This window comes from Chitinophaga sp. 22620, assembly GCF_052044405.1.
Taxonomy (GTDB): domain Bacteria; phylum Bacteroidota; class Bacteroidia; order Chitinophagales; family Chitinophagaceae; genus Chitinophaga.
In genome coordinates this window covers 1-23,228 of sequence record NZ_JBQEMV010000001.1, presented here as the reverse complement: position 1 = coordinate 23,228, position 23,228 = coordinate 1, and the positions used below count along the sequence as shown (strand labels likewise).

Genomic DNA, 23,228 nt, shown 5'->3' with positions numbered 1-23,228 from the left:
TCATGGGCGTCAAAAAATTCCTGCTGAAAAATTTTATCAGGGGCGATGAAGCTTTTCACCTGGCAAGGGTCACCATTCACTCCCGGCACGACCTGTCGCTGCACAGGCATGATTTTGCCGAGATATTCTGGGTGGAAAGCGGCAGCGGCACTCATTTGGTGAATGGCTGCAAAATTATGCTGGAACCCGGCCACCTGGTCATGATCCGCCCGGACGACCAGCATACTTTCACCGCTGCGAGAGGAGGCGTTACGCTCATGAACCTTGCCTTTTCGCTGGATACTTTGCAGCATTTGAGAAGCCGTTATTTTGCCGGCGCCGAATCGTTTTTCTGGACCCGCGATATTGTTCCTTACCAGACGCTGCTGGCGGTCTCGTCCGTCCGCAGGATCTCGCAAAGGGCCGAAGAGGTGCTACAGAACCGCAAAACGGCGTTTCACCTGGATCATTTGCTGCTGTTCATTTTCCGCCTGCTGCTGGATAACGATAACCTGTCCGCCGACCAGAAAATACCGGCCTGGCTGAACCAGGCCATCAGGGGCTTTTCCACGCCATCGTTGTTCAAGGAAGGCGTACGCGGCTTTGCGGGCCTGGCGGAAAGGAATATAGACCATGTGAACAGGACCGTGCAACGCACCCTGCATAAAACGTTAACCGACCTGGTGACCGAGCTGCGTATGAACTTTGCCTCCAAACAGCTTTCCATCACCAACACGCCCATCAAAACGATCTGCAACGATTGCGGGTTCACCAACCTGGGGCATTTTTACAAGACCTTCAAGCAGGTGTACCAGCAAACCCCTTCAGCATACCGGAAGAGCAGCCAGACGATCGTGTAGGTCGTTGTAGCGTAAAAAACACGGGTCCGGGAATAAAAGATAGGCCACATTCCAATGCCCGTACGCGCTAGATTTACATTAAAAATCAGGTATGAGAACAGCAGAAAAAACAAAGCTCTCCCTGGAAGAAATTTCCTTTTACAAAGACAATGGATATCTGCTTACCGGCAGGCCGTTATTCAGCGCGGAGAAATTCAGCAGGTTGTTCGCCATTTTTGAAGAGCATCTGAATAACCGGGGTAACCTCAAACCGGATGAACTGGATGTGCCGCATATGAAAGATGCACGCCTGTTCGAATTTTTAATGGCTCCCGAGATACTGGATATTGTAGAAGGTCTCATAGGCCCTGATATAGGTTTGTGGAGCAGCCACTTCATCTGCAAAGAACCCAGAACCGGGAAAAAGACGCCCTGGCACGAGGACAGCGCTTACTGGAATGGCCGCTTCGACCGCTTTGACAGCATTGTTACCCTTTGGCTGGCCATCGACGAATCTGTGAAAGAGAACGGCTGCATGGGGGTGATCCCCGGCTCGCACCACAACGGGTTTTCAGAATATGAAAAAATGGATACGGATCACAGCATTTTTAACATCGAGATAAAAAAGTCCGCGGTCGATGAAAGCAAGGTGGTATGGTTTGAGCTGGAACAGAACCATTATTCCCTGCACGATTCCCGCATTATCCATGGCGCCGATCCCAATACCAGCGATAAAAGAAGGACCGGTTATACCATGCGGTATTTTAATACGGACCTCGTTATGAACCAGCAGCATCCTGATAATATTAATCATAAAGTATATCACTGCCGGGGAGAGAACCGGGGAAGTAACCCGCTGATCTTCCTGTAAGGTACTGCGGCAGGCCATCTTCTGTATAGTTGCAATTTTGGTGAAATGCAAAAGGCTCCTGTAAGGGGCTTTTTGCATTGTTGTTTCCACGCTGCTCCACGCAATGACTGATTTTTTTGCCTGTATGCCATAAACAAGCGGATAATCTTTAGATTTATATAAAATGGCCACGGAAAAACAGTTACGATGAAAAGATGGATATATGCGCTGACGATCTTGTTATTAAGCACAGATGCGAAGGCGCAGACAACTTACTGTAACCCGGTAAATATCGACTACGGATATTGTCCGATCCCCCACTTTACCACCTGGGGCAAGCACCGCACCACGGCCGATCCGGTGATCGTAAATTATAAAGGCGATTATTACCTGTTTTCCACCAATCAATGGGGCTATTGGTGGAGCCCCGATCTGCTGACCTGGCATTTTGTGGCGCGGAAGTTCCTGAAGCCGTATCATAAGGTATACGACGAACTATGCGCCCCCGCCGTTTGGGTAATGGGCGATACCCTGCTGGTATTCGGCTCTACCTATACCAGCGATTTTCCCATCTGGATGAGCACCAATCCCAAAGGGAATGAATGGAAAGAGGCCATCGATTCGCTGGAGATCGGCGGTTGGGACCCTGCTTTTTTTGCGGACAATGACGGCCGTTTGTATATGTATAACGGCAGCAGCAACCGCTATCCTTTATATGGCGTGGAAATGGACCGTAAAACCCTGCAACCAAAGGGCACACGGAAGGAAATGTACCTGCTGGAGCCGGACCGTTACGGCTGGCAGCGCTTTGGTGAGAACCTTGACAACACTTTCCTGGACCCTTTCATGGAAGGCGCCTGGATGACCAAACATCACGGCAAATATTACCTGCAATACGCCGCGCCGGGAACGGAGTTCAGCGGCTATGCGGATGGGGTAGTGGTGGGAGATCACCCGCTGGGGCCTTTTACGCCGCAGCCGGACCCAATTTCGTATAAGCCGGGCGGGTATGCCCGCGGCGCAGGCCACGGCGCCACCTTCCAGGACATTAAAGGTTCCTGGTGGCATGTATCCAGCGTAGTCATTTCTGTTAAGAACAGCTTCGAACGCCGTATTGGCTTCTGGCCTGCCGGCTTCGACAAGGAAGATGTGATGTTCTGCAATACGTCCTTCGGCGACTATCCGCACTACATCTCCCGCGGCAATGATACCGCCGGTTTTGATAACGCCGGGTTCACCGGCTGGATGCTGCTGAACTACAACAAGCCGGTCGCCGTTTCTTCATTACATGGCGGGTATTTACCCAACAACGCGGTGGATGAAAGTATAAAAACCTATTGGAGCGCAGCCACCGGCAATAAAGGCGAATGGATACAGACAGACCTGGGGAAAGTAAGCCGCGTAAACGCTGTACAGGTAAATTATGCAGACCAGGACGCTCCTTTTTTAGGTAAACAAACGGATATTTACCACCAATATATACTCTGGTTCTCGGAAGACGGAAAGCGCTGGAAGATGCTGGCGGATAAAAGTAAAAACCGGAAAGACGTGCCGCACGATTACATTGAATTAACGGAGCCGGTGCAGGCGCGTTACATCAAAATGGAAAATATCCATATGCCCGGCGGAAAGTTCGCATTGAGCGGGCTGAGGGTATTTGGGCATGGTAACGGTGCCGTGCCGGATACGGTGAAAGAGTTGCTGGTGCTCCGCACCGAGAAAGATAAACGAAGTGCATGGATCAAGTGGTCGCCGGTGGATAATGCGTATGCTTATAATATTTATTTCGGCACCTCCCCGGATAAACTGTACAACTGCATTATGGTGCACAACAACAACGACTACTACTTCAAAGGAATGGATAAGGACCGCGCCTATTACTTTTGTATAGAAGCCGTCAATGAGAACGGCGTATCTGCCAGAACAAAGGTGATAAGATCAGAATAACAATTACATGTAACAAATGAACACATGAAAAAATTCCCGTTGATTTTTATCCTTGCCTGTTATTTTTCATCACCGGCTTTTTCACAGAACAAAGGAGAAATTGACCGCAGCTATTTACCCGCTTTAAGTAATCACTACCAGCCGGAATATACCTTTGACAAAACAACCGATAAGCAGGCGTGGGCCGCCATGGCTCAGGGCCTGCATGTTTCCTTCGCCACTACAGACAAGCTGTATTTCCGGACGGAAGTGCCGGTGCAGGAGCCGGCAACAACCTGGAACACCACCGGCTGGAAGGCGGAAAGATTGAATGTACAATTGCTGGTGTGGTCGCCTGATACCCTGAACCAGGTGCGCTTTGTATTAAGCGATCTTACCGGGCCGGGGGGTAATAAGATCAGCAGGGAACATATCAGCCTGAACATGGAGCGCTATGTATTGTCCAATTATCCCTATGGCGCCAAAGACGCAGTATGTGGCGAATCGCCGTACAAGAACGGTTACCTGATGCCGGACCGGTTCGAACCGTTCGAACGGTTTGATGTTCCCGGCGGAACGGTAAGGCCCGTATGGCTGTCGCTGGACGTTCCCGCCAATACGCCGCCCGGCACCTACCTGGGAACGGTGAAAGTAAACACGGATAAATACAGCAAAACGTTACAGGTCACCATCCGGGTGCAGCCGCAGTTATTGCCGCCGCCGCGTGAGTGGTCGTACCGGCTTGACCTGTGGCAGAATCCATGGGCGGTTGCCTGGCACAACCAGCTGCGGCCCTGGTCCGCGGAACATAAAGCGCTGTTGAAAAAACACCTTCAATTATATGCCGATGCGGGAGGCAAATATATCACCACCTATGGCGTGCATTCCCCATGGGCCGATAATTCGTACATGATAGAAGGGGCCATGATAGAATGGATAAAACAAAAGAACGGCAGCTGGAAATTCGACTACCGGATATTTGATGAATATGTAGCAATGTGCATGGAGCTGGGCATCGACAAAGCGATCACTCTCTACACCGCTATCCCCTGGGCCAACCGCTTCCGTTATATGGATGAGACCACCGGCAATTACCAGTATGTTTACTGGGCGCCGGAATCGGCGGCATATAAAACGCACTGGCATATTTTTCTCAACGACTTGCAAAAACATCTCCGGCAAAAAGGATGGTTCGGCAAAACATACCTTGGGATCAACGAGAACGAAATGAAACAGACGCTGGCCGCCATTAAGGTGATCAAAGAACATCCGGCTAAATGGCGCATCACCTATGCGGGCAACTGGCACAAGGAGCTGGATACCCTGCTGGACGATTATTCCTTCCTGTACGGCAACGAACCCACCGCCGCCGACATAAAACAGCGCGCCGCGAGAGGCGCTTCCTCTACCTTCTATGTTTGCTGCAATCCCGCCAAGCCCAACAATTTTGTTTTCTCGCCCCCTTCGGAAGGAAGATGGATCAGCTGGTATGCCGCCGCTGTTGGCTATGATGGTTTTTTAAGATGGGCATACGATGCATGGACGGAAGACCCGGTGAGGGATGCCCGTTTCGGCTCATGGCCTGCGGGTGATTGTTTCCTCGTTTACCCGGGAGGCAACAGTTCTGTGCGTTTCGAGAAACTGAGGGAAGGGATCGTTGATTTTGAGAAGATCCGCATTTTAAAAGCACAGGCAGCCGCATCGAAGGACCAGGCTGTAAAAGCTATGTGGCGGACATTTGAACAATACCTGGAACGCTTTGCCGCCGAGAAGGATTTCGATGAAGACAAGATCATCGGGGATATCAGCAATGGACGAAGCCTGGTAGATGCGTTGAGTGATAAGCTGGGCAGGTAAAATGTTATAGATAAGTCAATGTTGACCAGCAATGACGGGCTTTCCCATTTTATTCAACAAAAAACTCCGGCTAATGAATATCAGGATAATGTTACTGCTGCTTGCAGGTAGTATTGCCGGCAGATGTACAGGTCAGCATACGACAGGTAAAGTGACTTGCTCGGAATACGTAGACTACCTGCTCACCCATACGCTTACGCCTGCCGGTCCCATTCCCACAGTGTTTGACCCGAACGGCGTATACCCTTACATGAGCTACGCGGAAACTTCCAACAGGCCTGTGCTGAAAAAATACCGTTTTGTAACCCTGGAAAATGACTCGCTGAAAGTTACGGTATGTCCCGACCTGGGAGGTAAAGTGTTCTCCATGATCCATAAAAGATCGGGAAAGGAGGTGTTGTACGTACCGGATGTGATCCGGCAAACAAGGATATTGCCACGCTTTTATTTTGTGGCCGGCGGCATTGAAGTGAGCTTCCCGATCTCCCATTCGCCTTCGCAGAATGAGGCCGTGCTGTACAGGATAGACCGCACGCAGGGGAGAACCTACGTCACCTGCGGGGAAAAGGAGCTGCGCTTTGGCATGCAATGGTCCGTTGAATATTCCCTGGGGGTGGCGGATAATTTTCTGACAGAGCGGGTTAAATTTTATAACCCCGGTGCCAGCGCTTACCCGTGGATGAGTTGGTCCAACGCGGCGCTGCCTTCCGCAGCCGACACGAAATATAATTTTCCTGAAGGGCAGGTACTGTCGCATGCTTCCCGCATCGATACTTTCGACTGGGCCAGCCGCGGGCCGCGTACCGAAGCAGACATAAAGGAAATGACGGGTTATTTCTGGAAAACAAAAGATGTGAACGCCTTCGGTGCCTATACCCCGTCGCTGGGCACAGGATTATATCATATAGCCGATAACCGGATCGCGCCGGGCATTAAATTGTGGAGCTACGGCAGGGGAGCGGACAGTGCCTGGGCGATGCTGAGCACCGCACGGATCGCGCCGTATATTGAGTTGCAGGGAGGCCCAATTGGAGATCAATCCATCAAGCTGGAACTGCGGCCCCAAGAAACACGCTGGCATGTGGAATATTGGATACAGGCAGACCGCGAACTGGATATCCGTTCCCTGGAAACGCCTGTCGTCAAATTAAGGCCGGTAAAAGATATCCCCTTATTTAGCTGGGCCAGGGAAAAGGAGGTGCAGGTTTGGAACAAGCTGGTGAGCGCCTTTGCGGCTAAAGCAGCATTGCCGTTGCCTCCGCCTGTTGATCAATACATCTGGGCGCCTTCGGGTATGGAGAATATGGATGCACCTTTTCAATATGCCATCAGCAGAACAAACGGGGAAACCAGGGAGCTGTGGGAGTATTATTACGCTGCCTGGCAGGCCGGTCGCGGAAGAAGCAAAGAAGCCATGCAAACCCTTTCTGCTAACAGGATGGGACTTGCAAAAGCGTTGCTGGCCAGGCTGCTGAAACTCAACGGCGACCTCACCGGCGCCTGGAAAGCGATGGAAGCCGTCAACGAGAAGTGGGTACTGCTGCATCCGCAGGTGGTAGTGGAAAGAGACAAGCTGCTCCGCGCCATGGGGCCGCAGATGACTGCTGAGCGCGAGCGCTGGCTGTCGGCCGTGGATGCGCTGGCGGACGAGTGGATCATTGAAAGAAGAGTGCAGCTGCTGATCGACAAAAAACAGGTGCAGCAAGCGAAAGACCTGTTGCTGAGCACCCGGTTTCAAAAAGTACATCAAACCTATACCCGTACCGGTTTATGGATGCAGATATGCGAGCAATTGGGAATTCCCGCATTGCCGGTACCTCCGCAGCTGGGAGAGGACCAGCTGGCGAGGTTCGGGGCTTACCGGGAATATGAATAAGCGGCTGCCGCGCTAAACAACGCAACGTCCTTCCCGGGTAAAACACGTTATAATGCGTTTTCTTATCTGGATAGTTTTGGTGTTGCAACCAGTTGCCGTTTTTGCACAACATAGATATTATAATTTCTCCAGGCTCAATACCTATACCGGCCTTCGCAGAACCATTAATTTCCCAGGGAGGAGGATTTATTCTTTTGATTTCGTATAAAAGTAAAATGTAGTACAATTCCTACAAGCGCTTCGAATAATTACTATAAAGTTTTTTTTTAACATGAATTAGCTTTCGTTCCGGGAGATCTTGTTGTGATCATGAGCCATGTAATACCATTCCTATGTAATGACATATACATCCCACAAAACCTTTAATAGCATAACACGTTTTGCCCACCTTCTTTCATAAGGCGGGTAGTACTTTTTTGTTCCCTATCATATCCTGAAAAATGAAAAAATTTGTACTGCTGAGCATCTTCGCTTTATTCGTATCCCGTTTGTATGCAGCTGATTTTTATTGGGTAGGTGGCGCGGGTTCGTGGAACGAACTGAGCCACTGGTCCAAAACTTCTGGCGGCCCTGCGGATCATTCGATCATTCCCAATCTCAATGACGATGTGTATTTTGATGCCAACAGCGGACTGGTGAACGGCTCTGTTATAGATCTGCCTACCGCCAGCCCTGCCTATTGCCGGAACATGAGATGGAACGGCGTAACTGCCGCCGCAAATTTTATTTATCGTGGTCAGCCTTTGTACGTTTATGGCAACCTCGAGCTGGCCGCTTCTGTTCGATATGGAACCCAGGGCATCAACTTTGTCGGGGGCGGTAATGCAACCCTCAAATTTAACGGCGCCGGCAGGTATCCGGCGACGGGGTGGTACAACCCTATTACTGTTAACAAACCGGGCGGGAGCCTTACATTGCTGGATGGAGTTCCGGGAGCATTGGTTGTAACCACAGTTACCCTGACAACCGGCCACCTGGATATGTCTGATTTTACGCATAGTTTTCAGAATTTCAGCGGTAACAATAACAACACCCGGAGTGTGGACATCAGTAATGCCTCGTTCACGCTTTCCGGTACCTGGGACTACAGGGGCACCAACAATACCATTAATACCACGAATTCTTACATCAGTGCGCTGGTCTTCCATTCCGACCGCTTCAGCTTTCCAAAGGTGGATGTTACGGCGCCCACCGGTACAGCTATAGCTATCAGTAATACCACCTTTGGCGAACTCACGTTTACCAGTACAACAGGACTCGCCAACCAGCTGCGGATCGGCGCCAATAATACCATAGACCGCCTGGAGTTTAAAAGCGGCGGGGCGATCGTTGGCGGGGGAAACGTGATCAAAGACCTTTACATTGCGCCCAGCAACCCTGGATTCGCATTCGTAGGTAATAATACGATCACGGGTTCGCTGCATGCCAACACGCCGGATTGCGACGCCCTGTCGCAGATAAGCGGATCCGGCACCGGCGCGACCATCACATTCGGACCCGGTGCGGTAGTGGATGTGCGGAATGTATATATGTCCAACCTGGCTGCAGCCGGAAGCGTTACGCTTCCTATCGCTGTAACCGGAGCGGACGGAGGCGGCAATACCAACTGGAACTTTCAACCCCGCGCGACCGGTACCACGCTGTATTGGGTAGGCGGTGCGGGAGACTGGAATGACAAAAGCCATTGGGCTGCCTCCAGCGGCGGGACTGGGGGGGCCTGTGTTCCGTTTACGGGCGACGATGTAATATTCGACGCGAATAGCGGGTTTGCCGCGGGAAATAATACCGTATCCGTTACCGGCCCGGCCTGGTGCCATAACATGACCTGGACAAACGTAGCGGCAGCGCCGGTTCTCAATCAGTCAGCATCGATCTGGCTGGAAGCCTGGGGCAATATTGTACTGGACCCTACCGTCACCATGAACGTCAACTTGATGGCGGCTGGAACAGAATTGAACACAATCACATTCAATGGATGCAACAGTGGCACCCTGAGTCTCCAGGTCTATAAAGCGGATCTTGCCGGGGGACTCACCTTCATGGATAATGTCAATTTTTCCACGCTGATATTTACCCATACAAGGGGAGTATTGTCTATGGCTAACCGTACCGTCAAAATGCAGGCTTTTATAACCGCGAGCGGCCTCGGGCGTACGATCGACATCTCCAATTCCACGATTACGGTGGATAACTGGCGGCTGGGAGCTACAGGCGTAACCTGGGTAAATAATGCAGCCGGTTCCTTTGTCACTGCGAATGCCGGTTTCGTTAGCAACGGCCTCACATTTCCCAAAGTGCATTGCGGTGTTTCCGGAAACAATGTCGCTATCTCCGGCACCAACTTTACAGAACTGACGTTCACCTCCACAGACCCCATTCCCAATACCATTGCGCTTAGCGGCGGCAATGTTATCGGTACGCTGGAATTTCATGGCGCTGCGGAAATCCGGGGTAACAATACCATTAATAACCTGCTGCTGGCCCCTTCCCGCAATTACAATTTCCGGAATACACAGACCATCAACGGCCTTTTACGCTATAACAATCCCGACTGTTCCGGGCTGGGTGAGATGAGAGGGTTGGGAGGAGTAGCTACGATCACCTTCGGGCCTTCATCCACCAAAGACATCCGCAATGTGTTGTTGGAAAATATGGCCGCAACAGGAACAGGTATTCCGGTTGCCGTTGCCGGGGCAGACGCAGGCGGCAATTCCGGCTGGACCATCACCTCATCTGCCAGCGGCGCACGTTATTGGGTGGGGGGCAGCGGCGACTGGAACGATAACACACACTGGTCGACCACATCCGGGGGCCCGGGTGGCGCATGTGTACCCACAGTAGCTAATGATGTGTACTTCAATGCAAACAGCTTCAGCAGCGGCAGCAGCACTGTAACGATCGCCCAGGGCCATGCCTATTGCCGTAACATGGACTGGACAGGCGCCGGTTTCTCGCCAGTCTTTAATAAAAATGGGGCCTTTAACCTGGAGATCTGGGGCAACCTGGTGATGAACCCTGCTGTGCAGATGACTGCGCCCTATTCCGGAACCCCCGTGACTTTCACCGGACCGGCCAATAGTACGATCACTTCCAATGGCGCAGGACTGGGCGATTTCGACTTTGTAATCAGGAAGGTGAATGGCGGTAAGCTTACATTCACGGATAATTTCAATCGCGCAAATACCATTGTGCTTCTGCTTAGCGGTAACCTCGACCTCAGCAACCGGACGGTAACAGTGGAATATATCAGTGACAACTCTACGGCAAGTCCTGTTAGTATGAATATCACCAACGCCACCATCAATGGCGGCTGGCACGCCTATGGAGCCAACAAAACCGTGCAGGCTGCCGGCTCCCGGATAACGGGGAATCTCTTCAGGTCTAATGCAGGCGTATATAATATAGTGGAAGTAACCACCACTGATGATAACGCTGTAACTATTTATAACACTACTATCAAAGATCTCCTGTTCAGCAATTCCCATGTCAGTTCAAAGGTGTATATCGGAGCCAGCAATACCATCGACCGCCTGGAGTTTAAAGGAAAGGGAACCATCACAGGAACCGGCAACGTCATCGATACGCTGATATTCGCACCTGGCAAGACCTACACTTTCTATAGCGGTACCAATACCACTATCAACGATGCGTGGTATGGCAGCGGCTCTCCCTGCAATCCCACGCAGATCGTCAGTTCATCCACAACGAATGCCACCATTACAAAAACGAGCGGCACGGTTGATTTTGATTATATCCGTCTTAACCGTATTACTGCCGCAGGTGCCACCCCCTTCAAGGCAAGGGAACATTCCGTGGATCTTGGCGGCAATGTGAACTGGGACATATCACCTTACGACAACTCCGCCACCATTACCGGCTTAGGCCCGAACCGCACCGTCTGCGCCGAAGCGTTCCCCATTGTGCTGAACACAGACGGTTTCTTTGCCGGCCCTTCCGCCACCTACTTATGGACTGGCGGCAGTACCGGGAAAACATTGTCCATTACCGACGGCGGCGCCTACAGGGTAGCCGTACAATACCCCGACGGTTGTACGATAGCCGATACCATCACGATCACGAAGAGCACAGTGACCGTAGCCCCGATCACCGGTACCACTGCGGTGTGCGATGGCGAAACCACCACCCTGAGCAGCGCCACGGCAGGCGGCACCTGGAGCACCAGTGATGCGGCCATTGCCACCGTTAACGCAGGCGGCGTAGTGACGGGCATTGCTCCCGGCACCGCAACTATGACCTATACCGTTACCAACAGCAACAGTTGCAGCGCCAGCCAGACCGCCACAGTGGCCGTGAACGCAATACCGGCGGTAAACGACATCACCGGCAACCTTACCGTATTCCAGGGCAGCACCACTTCCCTGGGCAACACCACGCCAGGCGGCGTATGGAGCAGCAGCAACACGGCTGTCGCTACCGTGAGCAACACGGGTGTGGTATCAGGCGTATTGCCCGGCACTGCTAATATCACCTACACTGTTACCAGCCCGCAGGGTTGCGATTCTGCGAGGACTGTAACCGTTACAGTGGATGGATTCACACCCGCCAAACGTATCCTGTCCGTTACCAAAACAGCGGATGCACAGGAACCCAACATTAACGGCGGCTTTACCATCAGCCTGCCAACGGGCGTACTGGCGGAAGAAAATATCACCGTAACCTATACCGTTGGCGGTTCAGCCGGCACAGCGGACTATGACGCTGCGCCGTTCACCGGCACCGCTGCCATTTCCGCAGGCCAAAACGGTGTTTCATTGCCCGTAAACGTTATTGGCGATGCCTTCATGGAAAATACGGAAACCGTACTGGTAACGCTCGGCGGTGCAACAGGCACTAACTATACTTATACCCTCAGTACGGCCAATGGCAATGCCACGGTAAATATTGCGGACGACGATAACAGTACTGCGAACAGGGAGTTGACAGTATCAACCTCAAGTGCCGTTACCGAAGGCCCCTTCCCGGGCCTGATCCGGTTCAGGCTGCCGAATGGCGTAAAAACCTCCGAAGACATAACCATTAGCTATACGCTGAGCGGTACAGCGCTCAACGGCACTGACTACAATACGCTAAGCAGCAGCGTTGTTATGCCGGCAGGCATGGATTACGTTGATTTCTTTGTGAACACGATAGACGACAAGATCATAGAAGGTACTGAAAGTATTATCGTAACGCTGACGGGCGGCACCACAGCCACGCTGGGCAATTTTGCACCGAGCGCCACGCAGGGCAGCGCAACCATGCCTCTTAATGATAATGACAACACAGTCGCTAACCGGACACTGAGCGTTACCGCCAACGGCAACGCCGCTGAGCCGGCTACCCACAGTTCGTTCACGATCAGCCTTCCGGCAACCATCACGGTTACAGAGCCGGTAACTGTAAATTATACGATAAGCGGCACCGCGATAAACGGGACCGATTATGCCACCATTACCAACAGCGTTGTGATACCCGCGGGCCAGAGCACCGTGGTTGTACCCGTCACCGTTACGGACGATGGCCTGGTGGAAGCGGATGAAACCGTGATCCTGACGGTAAACAGCGGCATTTCCACCTCATTCTCGTTCGCAGCCAGCACTACCGCCGGCAGTGGAACGGTGAATATTACAGACAATGATAACACCACCGCCAACCGTGAGGTAAGCATCTCCAAAACGGCGGATGCCGCGGAGCCCGGCACATCCGGGACCTTCCGCGTTGGCCTGCCGGCAGGTGTGATCGCTTCCGAGAATATTACGGTAACCTATAATGTAACCGGTACGGCTACCCCAGGTACGGACTACACCGCCCTGTCCGGCTCGATCATTATAGCCGCTGGAACAGACGGCACAGACCTGCCAGTTAACGTTATTGACAACACAATAATAGAAAGCACTGAAGCGGTTACAGTTACCTTAACTACCGCAACGGCCGCTAATCTTACTTACACCATCAGCTCCACGAGCGGCAGCGCAACAGCCGATATCAGCGATAATGATCTGGCGGCCAACAGCAACATTGTATTGCTCACAAAAGTATCCGACGCGATAGAAGGCGGCACGAACGGGCAATTCCGCGTTTCTCTTCAGCCTGGCGTTACCAGCTCGGAAGACGTGGTAGTGAACTTTACTGTCGGCGGCTCGGCGGGGAGGAACATAGACTATACCATACTGGGACTGAGCGGCGGGAATATCGTGATCCCCGCGGGCGCCAATGAAGTGATCATCGATATTGACGCGGGGAACGACGGTAGTATTGAAGGACCTGAGAGTGTGGTGCTGACGCTTGACGGTGCAGCTTCTGCCAGTTTCCCTTTCATTATCGACCCTGCCAATAAGGGCGGTACGATAAACATTGTAGACGCGAATGCTGCCAGCAGCTCACAATTGCAGGTGCTCACCGGCACCAATGCTTCAGAGCCTGCTGCTCACGGCACTTTCACCGTGAAACTGGCTGGCTTAAGTACGGTCTCCGCATGGCCGGTAACAGTTGGATACCAGATATCAGGCACTGCCGTCTCCGGCCTCGACTACCAGGCCCTGGGCAATATCGTGATCCCGCCCAATACCACCGCCATTACGGTCAACCTCAATGTGCTGGACGACCAGATCATTGAACCTCTTGAAACAATGACCATAACCCTTCTTTCCGGCAGCGCGACAGACGGGGGAGGCAACGCCTACATATTCCCGCCCGATCCGGCTTATAGCAATATAACGGTAAACATTGCGGACAATGACGCAGCTCCATCAGCCAACCGCATATTGTCCGTAACGAAAACCACGGATGCCGCAGAGCCGTCTACCAACGGCGTTTACACCGTAAGCCTGCCGGCAGGGTACAGCTCATCCACTGATATCACCCTCCAGTACACGATGAGCGGCGCCGCAGCCCAGAATGCGGATTATACTATTTCCACCATCACATTGCCTGCTTACCAGAACAGCATAACGCTCCCGGTAATTGTGCAGGACGACCAGATCATCGAAGGCACCGAAACACTGGTGCTGACCATGGTATCCGGTACGGATGACAACAGTTTCAGCTATACACCCAACCCCTCCGCCAATGCAGTAGCAATGGATATCACAGACGATGATCTTGACCCTGCCAAAATGCTCCTGTATGTTACTAACAGTGGAAATGCGGCTGAACCCAACACAAACGGGGAATTTACGATCAGCCTGCCAGCCGGTGTAACATCAGCCACTGACATTACCCTGGACTTCACGGTAGGCGGTACCGCGGTTGCCGGCAGCGGCAACGATTACGGCGCCCTGCCTTCCACGCTGACGATCCCCGCGGGGCAGAACAGCATCACTGTACCGGTGGTTGTAAATGACGATCAGCTGGTAGAGAATGTTGAGACCGTTACCCTGACGGTCAACGGCGGCACAGCAGGTAGCGTGAACTTTACGCCTGCAAGCGGCAGCGGTAATGCCATTGTAAATATTGCCGATGATGAGAATACCGCAGCTAATACAGTGATCAGCATTGCCCCGGGAACTGATGCCGCCGAAGGAACAGCGAATGTCTCCAGCTTCACCATCAGCCTGCCGTCCGGGATTCTCAGCCCAGAAGACATCACCGTTGCATACACCGTGAGCGGCACCGCGCTGAGTGGAACGGATTACACTGCTTTAAGCGGCACCGCCGTGATCCCCGCAGGGCAGCCCGGCGTTGTGGTGAGCACACCGGCAGTGGACGACCAGGTGATCGAAAACACTGAAACAGTAGTGCTGACCATTACCGGCGCCACTTCCAACGGTTTCACCTGGACGGTCGATCCTGTAGCTGACGAGGCTACCTCCAATATCGTCGATAACGATAATACGCCGGCTAACCTTAGCCTGGCGGTCACCAAAATCAGCGACGCAACCGAGCCAGGTACCGGCGGCATGTTCCGCGTTTCCCTGCCCGCAGGCATCACGGTGGCTGAAGACGTGACCGTGAACTATACTGTTGCCGGCACTGCCTCGCCTGGCGCGGATTACACGGCCCTTACCGGCGCTGTGGTGATCCCCGCGGGCCAGGGCAGCGTGAATATTCCCGTGGCCGTGGCGGACGACCAGGTAGTGGAACCGGTCGAAACGGTGATCGTCACACTTGCCGGCGGCACCAGCACCAGCTTTACTTTCACCGGCGCGGGCAACGCAACCGTGGATATCGCAGACGATGAAAGCAGCGTACCGGTGAACCTGGCGCTGAGCATCAGCAAAACATCCGATGGCGCTGAACCGCTCACCAACGGCGGCTTCAGCATCAGCCTGCCTGCCGGCATTACCATATCTGAAGACGTGACGGTGAGCTATTCCGTATCCGGCTCAGCTACAGCGGGTGCGGACTACACAGCCCTTTCCGGCACAGCGGTGATCCCCGCAGGCCAGCCCGGCGTGAGCATACCGGTAACGATCACAGACGACCAGCTCATTGAACAGGCCGAAACCGTAATTGCTACACTCACCGGGGGCAGCAGCACAAGCTTTGCCTTCACCGGCACAGGCAATGCGACGGTAAATATCGCTGACGACGAAAGCACAGGCAGCCTGGCCCTCACTATCAGCAAAGGAGCAGATGGTGCGGAACCGGGTACCAACGGCAACTTTATCATCAGTCTGCCCGCAGGCGTATCATCTACAGAAGATGTAACGGTCAATTATACGATCAGCGGCACCGCCACTCCTGGTGATGACTACACCGCCATCACCGGGGCTGTGATGATCCCGGCCGGACAAAACAGCGTATCCGTTTCCGTTACTATAGCGGACGATCCGGTGATCGAACCGGCAGAGACCGTGATCATGACGCTCGCAGGTGGCAACAGCGCCAGCTTTACCTTTACTGGTACTGGCAATGCGATAGTCAACATCGGGGACGATGAAAGCACTGTGCCCGCCAATCTGGCGCTGACGATCGGTAATAGCGGCGATGCCTCAGAACCTGGTACCGATGGCAGCTTTACCATCAGCCTGCCCACAGGTATCAGGGTATCCGAAGACATCACCGTGAACTTCACCGTGGCCGGCCCGGCCACAGCGGGTGCAGATTACGTGGCATTCACAGGTACGGCAGTGATCCCGGCAGGGCGGGGTAGTGTGACCATACCCGTAGCTGTTATAAATGACGACTTGATAGAAGGTGCGGAATACGTCGTCCCGGCACTTGCCGGCGGCACCAGCACCAGCTTTACTTTCACCGGTACAGGCAGCACATTGGTGCATATTACGGACGACGATAATGCACCGGCAAACCGGGTATTGACCGTAACGAAAACTTCAGATGCGGCAGAACCTGCTACAAATGGCGCATTCAATATCGCACTGCCGGAAGGCCTGACGGCAACCGAGGATATCACGGTCAACTATTCCATCTCCGGAACCGCGATCGGCGGCCAGGATTACAGCCTGCTTTCCGGTACGGTAGTGATCCCCGCAGGTGATAACAGTGTAGACCTGCCCCTGATAATAACAGACGATCAGTTAATTGAAAGCACAGAAACGGTCATCCTCGAAGTAACCGGCGGCAGCAGCACCAGCTTTACCTTCAGCGGCACCGGCAGCGCCGCGATGGATATCACAGACGATGACAATACCCCCGGGAACCTGACCATCAGCATCGTGAAAACGGCTGACGCGGCAGAACCGGGCACGCACGGAAGCTTTACGATCAGCCTCCCGGCTGGCGTGACCGTTGCGGAAGACATCACCGTGAACTACACCGTATCCGGCGCAGCCACTGCGGATGCCGACTATGCCGCTCTTTCCGGAACAGTTACCATCCCTGCGGACCAGAATAGCGTAGCCGTTCCTGTTACGGTCATCAACGATAACATACTGGAAGCAACGGAAACAGTAGTTGTAGAGCTTGCGGGCGCTACCAGCACCAGCTTTACATTTACCGGCACCGGCAATGCTATCGTGAATATTGCAGACGACGAAAGCACAGTACCCGCCAACCTCGCGCTGACAGTCAGCAAAGGCAGCGATGCAACGGAAGGCGGTGCGGACGGCAGCTTTATCATCAGCCTGCCGGGCGGCATTATCTCATCAACTGATGTGACAGTGAACTATACCATCAGCGGAAGCGCCGGCGCAGGTGCTGATTACACAGCCCTTGGCGGTACGGCGGTGATCCTTGCGGGACAAACCAATGTCTCTGTTCCAATTACTTCCATAAACGACCAGGTGATCGAACCGGTTGAAACGGTAATACTCACTCTCAATGGCGGTACGTCCGGCAGCCTCGTCTTTACCGGCACCGGCAATGCAACGGTGAACATCGCGGATGACGACGTCGCTGTACCTGCAAACCTGGCATTGACCATCAGCAAAGGCACTGATGCATCAGAGCCTGCCACTGGCGGCAGCTTCGTGATCAGCCTGCCTCAGGGTATTACTTCTTCGGAAGATGTGACGGTGACCTATACCGTAGCCGGCACGGCTACCAGCCGTACTGATTACACCGCACTCAGCGGCACCGCGGTGATTCCTGCGGGACAACCTGGTGTAAGCATACCGGTTGCCGTGATGGACGACCGGGTGATAGAAACAACGGAAACGGTGATCGCCACTCTTACGGGCGGCAGCGCCGGCGGCGTTATTTTCACTGGTTCCGGTAATGCAATCGTCAACATCAACGATGATGAGCGTACAATGCCGGCCAACTTCGCGCTGACCATTACAAAAGTTGGAGACGGCCTGGAACCCGCTACCAACGGCAGCTTTATCATCAGTCTTCCTACAGGTGTGACCGTAGCGGAAGACATCGAGGTGACTTATACAGTAGCAGGCACGGCCGCCAGCAGCGCCGATTATACAGCTCTCAACGGCACGGTAACCATTCCTGCCGGTCAGAGCAGCATAAGTATACCGGTAATCGTGGCAGACGATAATATTATAGAAGCAACAGAAACAGTAATTGCTACACTTGCCGGCGGTACCAGCCAGAACTTTACATTCACCGGTACAGGCAGCGCAACCGTGAATATTGCAGACAATGAAAGGACAGTACCCGCCAACCTGGCGCTGACAGTCAGCAAAGGCGGCGATGCAACGGAAGGCGGTGCGGACGGCAGCTTTATCGTCAGCCTGCCGGGCGGCATCCTCTCATCTGCTGATGTGACCGTGAACTATACCATCAGCGGAAGCGCCGGCGCAGGTGCTGATTACACGGCCCTTACCGGCACAGCGGTGATCCTTGCGGGGCAAACCAATGTATCCGTTCCTGTTGCCGCCATAAACGACCAGGTGATCGAACCGGTTGAAACGGTGATACTCACCCTCAATGGCGGTACATCCGGCAGCCTTGTATTTACCGGCACCGGCAACGCAACCGTGAACATTGCGGATGATGATGCGGTACCGGCCAACCTGGTACTGGATGCCGTCAAAGGAACAGACGCGGCAGAACCCGGAACCGATGGCAACTTCATCATCAGGCTGGCTAATAATATCACTTCGTTTGAAGATATTACCGTGAACTACACCGTCGGCGGCACTGTTACAGCAGGTACGGACTACAGTGCCCTGAGCGGCTCCGTGATCATACCCGCCGGCCAAAACAGTGTGAGCGTTCCCGTGGATGTAACAGACGACCAGCTGATAGAAGGCGATGAAACTGCCATACTGGCTATCACCGGCGGCAGCTCCACTTCCGGCCTCAGCTTCTCAGCGGGAACCAGCGCTACGGTGGTTATTGCGGATGATGATGACGACAATGTGGAGGTAATCGTAAGCGCAAGCACGCCCGCTGCGGCAGAAAACGCAACGAACGGCGCATTCACCGTCAGCATAGCAGGTGGCAAGGTAGCGCCCGCAAACATTACCGTTACCTATACCATCAGCGGCACAGCAACCGATGGTGCAGATTATACCGCCCTCACCGGCACCGTGGTGATCCCCGCAGGCAGCAGCAGCGTGACCGTTCCGGTTACGGTGCAGGACGACGATCTGATAGAACCGGTTGAAACAGTGATCATGGGCCTTGGCGGCGCTTCTTCTCCGGGCGTCACGATCAATATAGGCACTGCCAACAGCGCAACCGTAAATATTGCCGATAACGATAACACCGGTCTCAGCCTGCAGGTAACAGCCTCTGTTCCCGCAGCTGCTGAACCCGCTACCCATGGCGAGTTCAGGATCAGTCTTGCAAACGGCAAGCGCACGGCGGAAGCGATTACCGTGCAGTATACCATCAGCGGTTCCGCAACTTCAGGCTCGGATTACAATGCGCTTACAGGTACCGTTACGATACCCGCAGGACAAGGAGTTGTTACCGTTCCCGTACAGGTGATGGACGACAATGATGTGGAAGATCCTGAAACAGTGATGTTACAGATCAGCGGCGGGCAGTCTGCAACGTATACTTACACAGCAGGTGTTCCGGCACAGGCAACAGTGACCATCACCAGCGAAGACATTGAGCGGGGCGACCTCACGATTACAAAAGAGATCGTTCAGCCGGCGATGGGGCCTTACCGCCTTGGCCAGGAGATCACCTACCGGATCACTGTCAGGAACGTGGGCAACGGTTCTGCCGAAGGCGTAGTGGTAACGGATACATTACCGGTGCAGCTGGGCCTGCCTGCGGCTACCAATGCAGAAAGAGGCCAGGTGAACGTTGCTGCGGCCAACCGTGTGGTGATCTGGACCATTGGCGATGTAATGCCTGGCGCATCCATACAAATGGAAGTGCGGTGCAGGATCACGGAAGGCGGCGGGCTTGTAGCCGGTGCTGAAGTGGGCAGCGGCACAACAGACCCTGACATGTCCAACAATAAAGCTGTAATGAGATTACAGATAGAAGGCCAGGACCTTGGATTCGCCAACGTGTTTACACCGAACGGTGACGGCAGGAACGAAAGGTTCATTATCGGCGGGTTGGAAAAATATCCGGGATCAGTGCTCCAGGTATTCAACCGCTGGGGCGGGCAGGTATACCGTTCAAACGACTACCGCAACGACTGGAATGGTTCCAACCTGAACGAAGGCACTTATTACTATATCCTGGAAGTGAAAAAACCGGACGGCATTAAAAAGTATAAAGGATGGGTGACCATACTGCGGTAAGCGAAAACCATTTTTATCTGCTGATCTTAAAAGAGAAAAAGATGCAAACAATACTCAGAGCAGGGATCATGGTCTTGCTGCTCATCCCGGGAGCCTGCGCAGTGGCGCAGCAGAACATACAGTTCAGCCAGTATGTTTTCAACGGGCTCAGTATCAACCCGGCCTACGCCGGATATAAGGAAGACCTCTACCTGAATGCGACCTACCGCCACCAGTGGGCAGGTTTCCCGGGAGCGCCGCGAACCGGCGGCGTATCCCTGGACGGGGTGACGCCCGCCAGCGAAGGCAGGGTGGGCCTGGGCGGACAGGTATTGTTCGATCAGCTGGGGCCGCAGGAAGCATTGTCTTTCTACGGTTCCTATTCCTACCGCATCCCGCTGGACGAGGAAAACACTAAACGCCTGTGCATCGGCATCGGCGGCGGTGTGAGCCAGTATTCCATAGACGGGGCGGCGCTGCAGTACGTGGACAACGACGACGTGGCCATTCCCACCGGCAAAACCAGCACCTGGGTACCTGATGCGCGTTTCGGCGTGTATTATTACACGTCTAAGTTCTACGCCGGTGTGTCTGTCATGGATCTTTTTTCCCTTTACTCCGACGCTTCGCGCTATAACTGGAAAGGCAACAATTATTCCACCATCCGCAAAACGCAGCACCTGTATGTAACGGCGGGTACGGTGTTCCCGCTGGGGGAAAAGCTCCAGCTGAAGCCGTCGTTCCTGGTGAAGGAAGACTTCAAAGGGCCTACCAGCCTGGACCTGAACGCCTTCCTGCTGATCGGGGACCGGATATGGGTGGGCGGATCTTACCGCACCAATGTGAGCATCTGGAAAAAGACGGCCCTTCAGCGCGACCTCCAGGAGACGAACGCGGCCAGCGCCATGGTGGAATTCTATGCCACCCAGCAGCTGCGCATCGGTTATTCCTACGATCTGAACGTGAATAAAATGGCGGGATACCAGGGCGGATCGCATGAGATCTCCCTCGGCTTTTTATTCCCTTCCAAAAAATTCACGGTACAGAATCCCCGGTATTTTTAAACCCATTACTTAAGGACGTATGATACGACGCAGTTTAACCTTTATCCTGACCATGACGCTTGCCGGCAGCCTGTATGCACAGGAGCAGAAAAGCGTGCTGCAACTGGCTGAAGAAGCCTATGCACGCGAAGAGTATGCGGTGGCAGGGGCGCTGTACAAACGGCAGGCCCGCAGCAAAGGCGACAGAACGCCGGTGGCCCTGCTCATGAAAATGGCGCGCAGCTACCAGGAGATCGGCTACTTTAAAGAAGCGGCGGGCTTTTACCAGCAGATCATCGCACGGCCGGATCACCCTGCGGCGGCTTATTTCGCTTACGGCGAAGCGCTGCGGCAGCTGGAACAATACGATTCCGCCCGGCAGCAATACGCCCTGTTCACCACTGCGAATGCAGACAGTATAAAGCTGAAAGAAATAGCGCTGCGCGGCTGCGACAGCGCCGCCGTGTGGAAACCCGCGCCGGTGCAGCTCCAACCGCTCAAAGAACTGAACACACCCGGCTCCGACCTGGTGAGCGGCGTGATCAAACAGGGACTGCTGCTGATGTCTAACGGCTACCGCGAACTGGTGCTCAACGGCAATGCGGAATCCAACCCGCAAACGGACCTGCGCACGAAGCAGCCTTTTTACAAAGCCTACGTATACCAGCAATACACACAAGGCAATGCCACGATGTACCTGGAAGAGCTGGTGCCGAAGCTGCTCGGTAAATATGATTACCACATCGGCCCGGTCAACATGAACCGCACGGAAGATACGCTCTATGCTACCATCAACATACAGGGAAAGAAAGTGCCCTTTACCGGCAAAGGCCCGGTGAACGGGGTGCGCCAGCTGCAGATCTACCAGTCCGTTAAAACCGGCGGCAAATGGGGCGAGATGGTGCTGCTGCCGGGCATTAACGTGGCGGGCCATTCCTCCAGCCATGCGGTGCTCAATACGGACGGCAGCATCCTGTATTTCGTGTCGGACCGCCCCGGCGGTTTCGGGCAAACGGACCTGTGGTACGCTGAAAAACAGGCTGACGGCAACTGGGGCTCGCCGGTGAACTGCGGGGATAAGATCAATACCATCGCGGCGGAAACATTCCCCACCGTGAACGAAGACGGCATCCTTTACTTTTCCAGCAAAGGCTACGCCGGGCTGGGCGGTTATGACATCTATCGCGTGAAAGGCGGGAAAACCAGCTGGGAAACGCCGGAAAATATGAAAGCGCCTTTCAACTCCGGTGCGGACGATATCGGCCTGGTGCTCAAACACAATGGCTATGAAGGGTATATGTCCTCCAATAAACCAGGCGGCATGGGCCGTGATGATATTTATTATTTCGCGGACCTGGATTACACCAACCGGGTGAACCATATTGCTCCTCCAGGCGTGATCGATCACAGCAAACAACCGCCTGTGACGCCTTCCACCGGTACGACCGGCACTACGGGCACCACCGGCCAGCCGCCTGTGCGCAGGCAGCTGACCGCTGAAGAGGAAGAAGACCGGCGTACGCTGGAGCAGCTGAAGTTCCTCTACGACTACAACAGCGCCCGCCTGCTCACCGAATCGCGGCAGGTGCTGGACAGGGTGGCCGACGTGCTGAAACGCAGGCCGGACTGGAAGATCGTGATCGCTTCGTTTGCGGACAACCGCGGCGCGGATCAGTATAACACCGATCTGTCTGCCCTGCGTTGCTTCTCCGTGATCGATTATCTCGTGAATAAAGGCATCGACCCGAAACGCCTCTATTACGCGAACAAAGGCGAGCTGGAACCGGTGAACAGGTGTAAGGACGGCGTGCC

The 23,228-nt window shown here is 53.8% G+C and carries 8 protein-coding genes; all 8 read left to right on the top strand.

The window, feature by feature from the left end; all coding sequences use genetic code 11:
- Positions 1-2 precede the first annotated feature (2 nt).
- Positions 3-839, top strand: a complete 837-nt coding sequence (locus ACTJIK_RS00040; protein WP_440644185.1) for a helix-turn-helix domain-containing protein — start codon at positions 3-5, stop codon at positions 837-839.
- 91 nt (positions 840-930) lie between these two features.
- Positions 931-1,689 carry a phytanoyl-CoA dioxygenase family protein gene (locus ACTJIK_RS00035; RefSeq protein ID WP_440644184.1) on the top strand — a complete coding sequence of 253 codons (759 nt, stop codon included), beginning with the start codon at positions 931-933 and terminating at the stop codon, positions 1,687-1,689.
- Between the two features lie 186 nt (positions 1,690-1,875).
- On the top strand, positions 1,876-3,615 hold the full coding sequence (locus tag ACTJIK_RS00030; RefSeq protein ID WP_440644183.1) for a family 43 glycosylhydrolase: 1,740 nt from the start codon (positions 1,876-1,878) through the stop codon (positions 3,613-3,615).
- Between the two features lie 24 nt (positions 3,616-3,639).
- Positions 3,640-5,451, top strand: coding sequence for a glycoside hydrolase domain-containing protein (locus tag ACTJIK_RS00025; RefSeq protein ID WP_440644182.1), 1,812 nt, complete (start codon positions 3,640-3,642; stop codon positions 5,449-5,451).
- A gap of 73 nt (positions 5,452-5,524) precedes the next feature.
- Entirely contained in the window at positions 5,525-7,327 is a 1,803-nt protein-coding gene (locus ACTJIK_RS00020) for a DUF5107 domain-containing protein (protein ID WP_440644181.1), read from the top strand.
- Between the two features lie 440 nt (positions 7,328-7,767).
- Positions 7,768-20,394 (top strand): Calx-beta domain-containing protein, encoded by a 12,627-nt coding sequence (locus ACTJIK_RS00015; RefSeq protein WP_440644180.1) that lies wholly within the window; start codon positions 7,768-7,770, stop codon positions 20,392-20,394.
- A gap of 41 nt (positions 20,395-20,435) precedes the next feature.
- Positions 20,436-21,437, top strand: coding sequence for a PorP/SprF family type IX secretion system membrane protein (locus tag ACTJIK_RS00010; protein WP_440644179.1), 1,002 nt, complete (start codon positions 20,436-20,438; stop codon positions 21,435-21,437).
- 19 nt (positions 21,438-21,456) lie between these two features.
- The coding region (locus tag ACTJIK_RS00005; RefSeq protein ID WP_440644178.1) for an OmpA family protein at positions 21,457-23,228 on the top strand (1,772 nt) is incomplete at its 3' end.

What these genes read in the sequence shown, in the direction of transcription:
- ACTJIK_RS00030 (WP_440644183.1), top strand. Translation starts at nt 1,876, where the DNA reads ATGAAAAGATGGATATATGCGCTGACGATCTTGTTATTAAGCACAGAT.
- ACTJIK_RS00040 (WP_440644185.1), top strand. Translation starts at nt 3, where the DNA reads ATGGGCGTCAAAAAATTCCTGCTGAAAAATTTTATCAGGGGCGATGAA.
- ACTJIK_RS00035 (WP_440644184.1), top strand. Translation starts at nt 931, where the DNA reads ATGAGAACAGCAGAAAAAACAAAGCTCTCCCTGGAAGAAATTTCCTTT.
- ACTJIK_RS00020 (WP_440644181.1), top strand. Translation starts at nt 5,525, where the DNA reads ATGAATATCAGGATAATGTTACTGCTGCTTGCAGGTAGTATTGCCGGC.
- ACTJIK_RS00015 (WP_440644180.1), top strand. Translation starts at nt 7,768, where the DNA reads ATGAAAAAATTTGTACTGCTGAGCATCTTCGCTTTATTCGTATCCCGT.
- ACTJIK_RS00010 (WP_440644179.1), top strand. Translation starts at nt 20,436, where the DNA reads ATGCAAACAATACTCAGAGCAGGGATCATGGTCTTGCTGCTCATCCCG.
- ACTJIK_RS00025 (WP_440644182.1), top strand. Translation starts at nt 3,640, where the DNA reads ATGAAAAAATTCCCGTTGATTTTTATCCTTGCCTGTTATTTTTCATCA.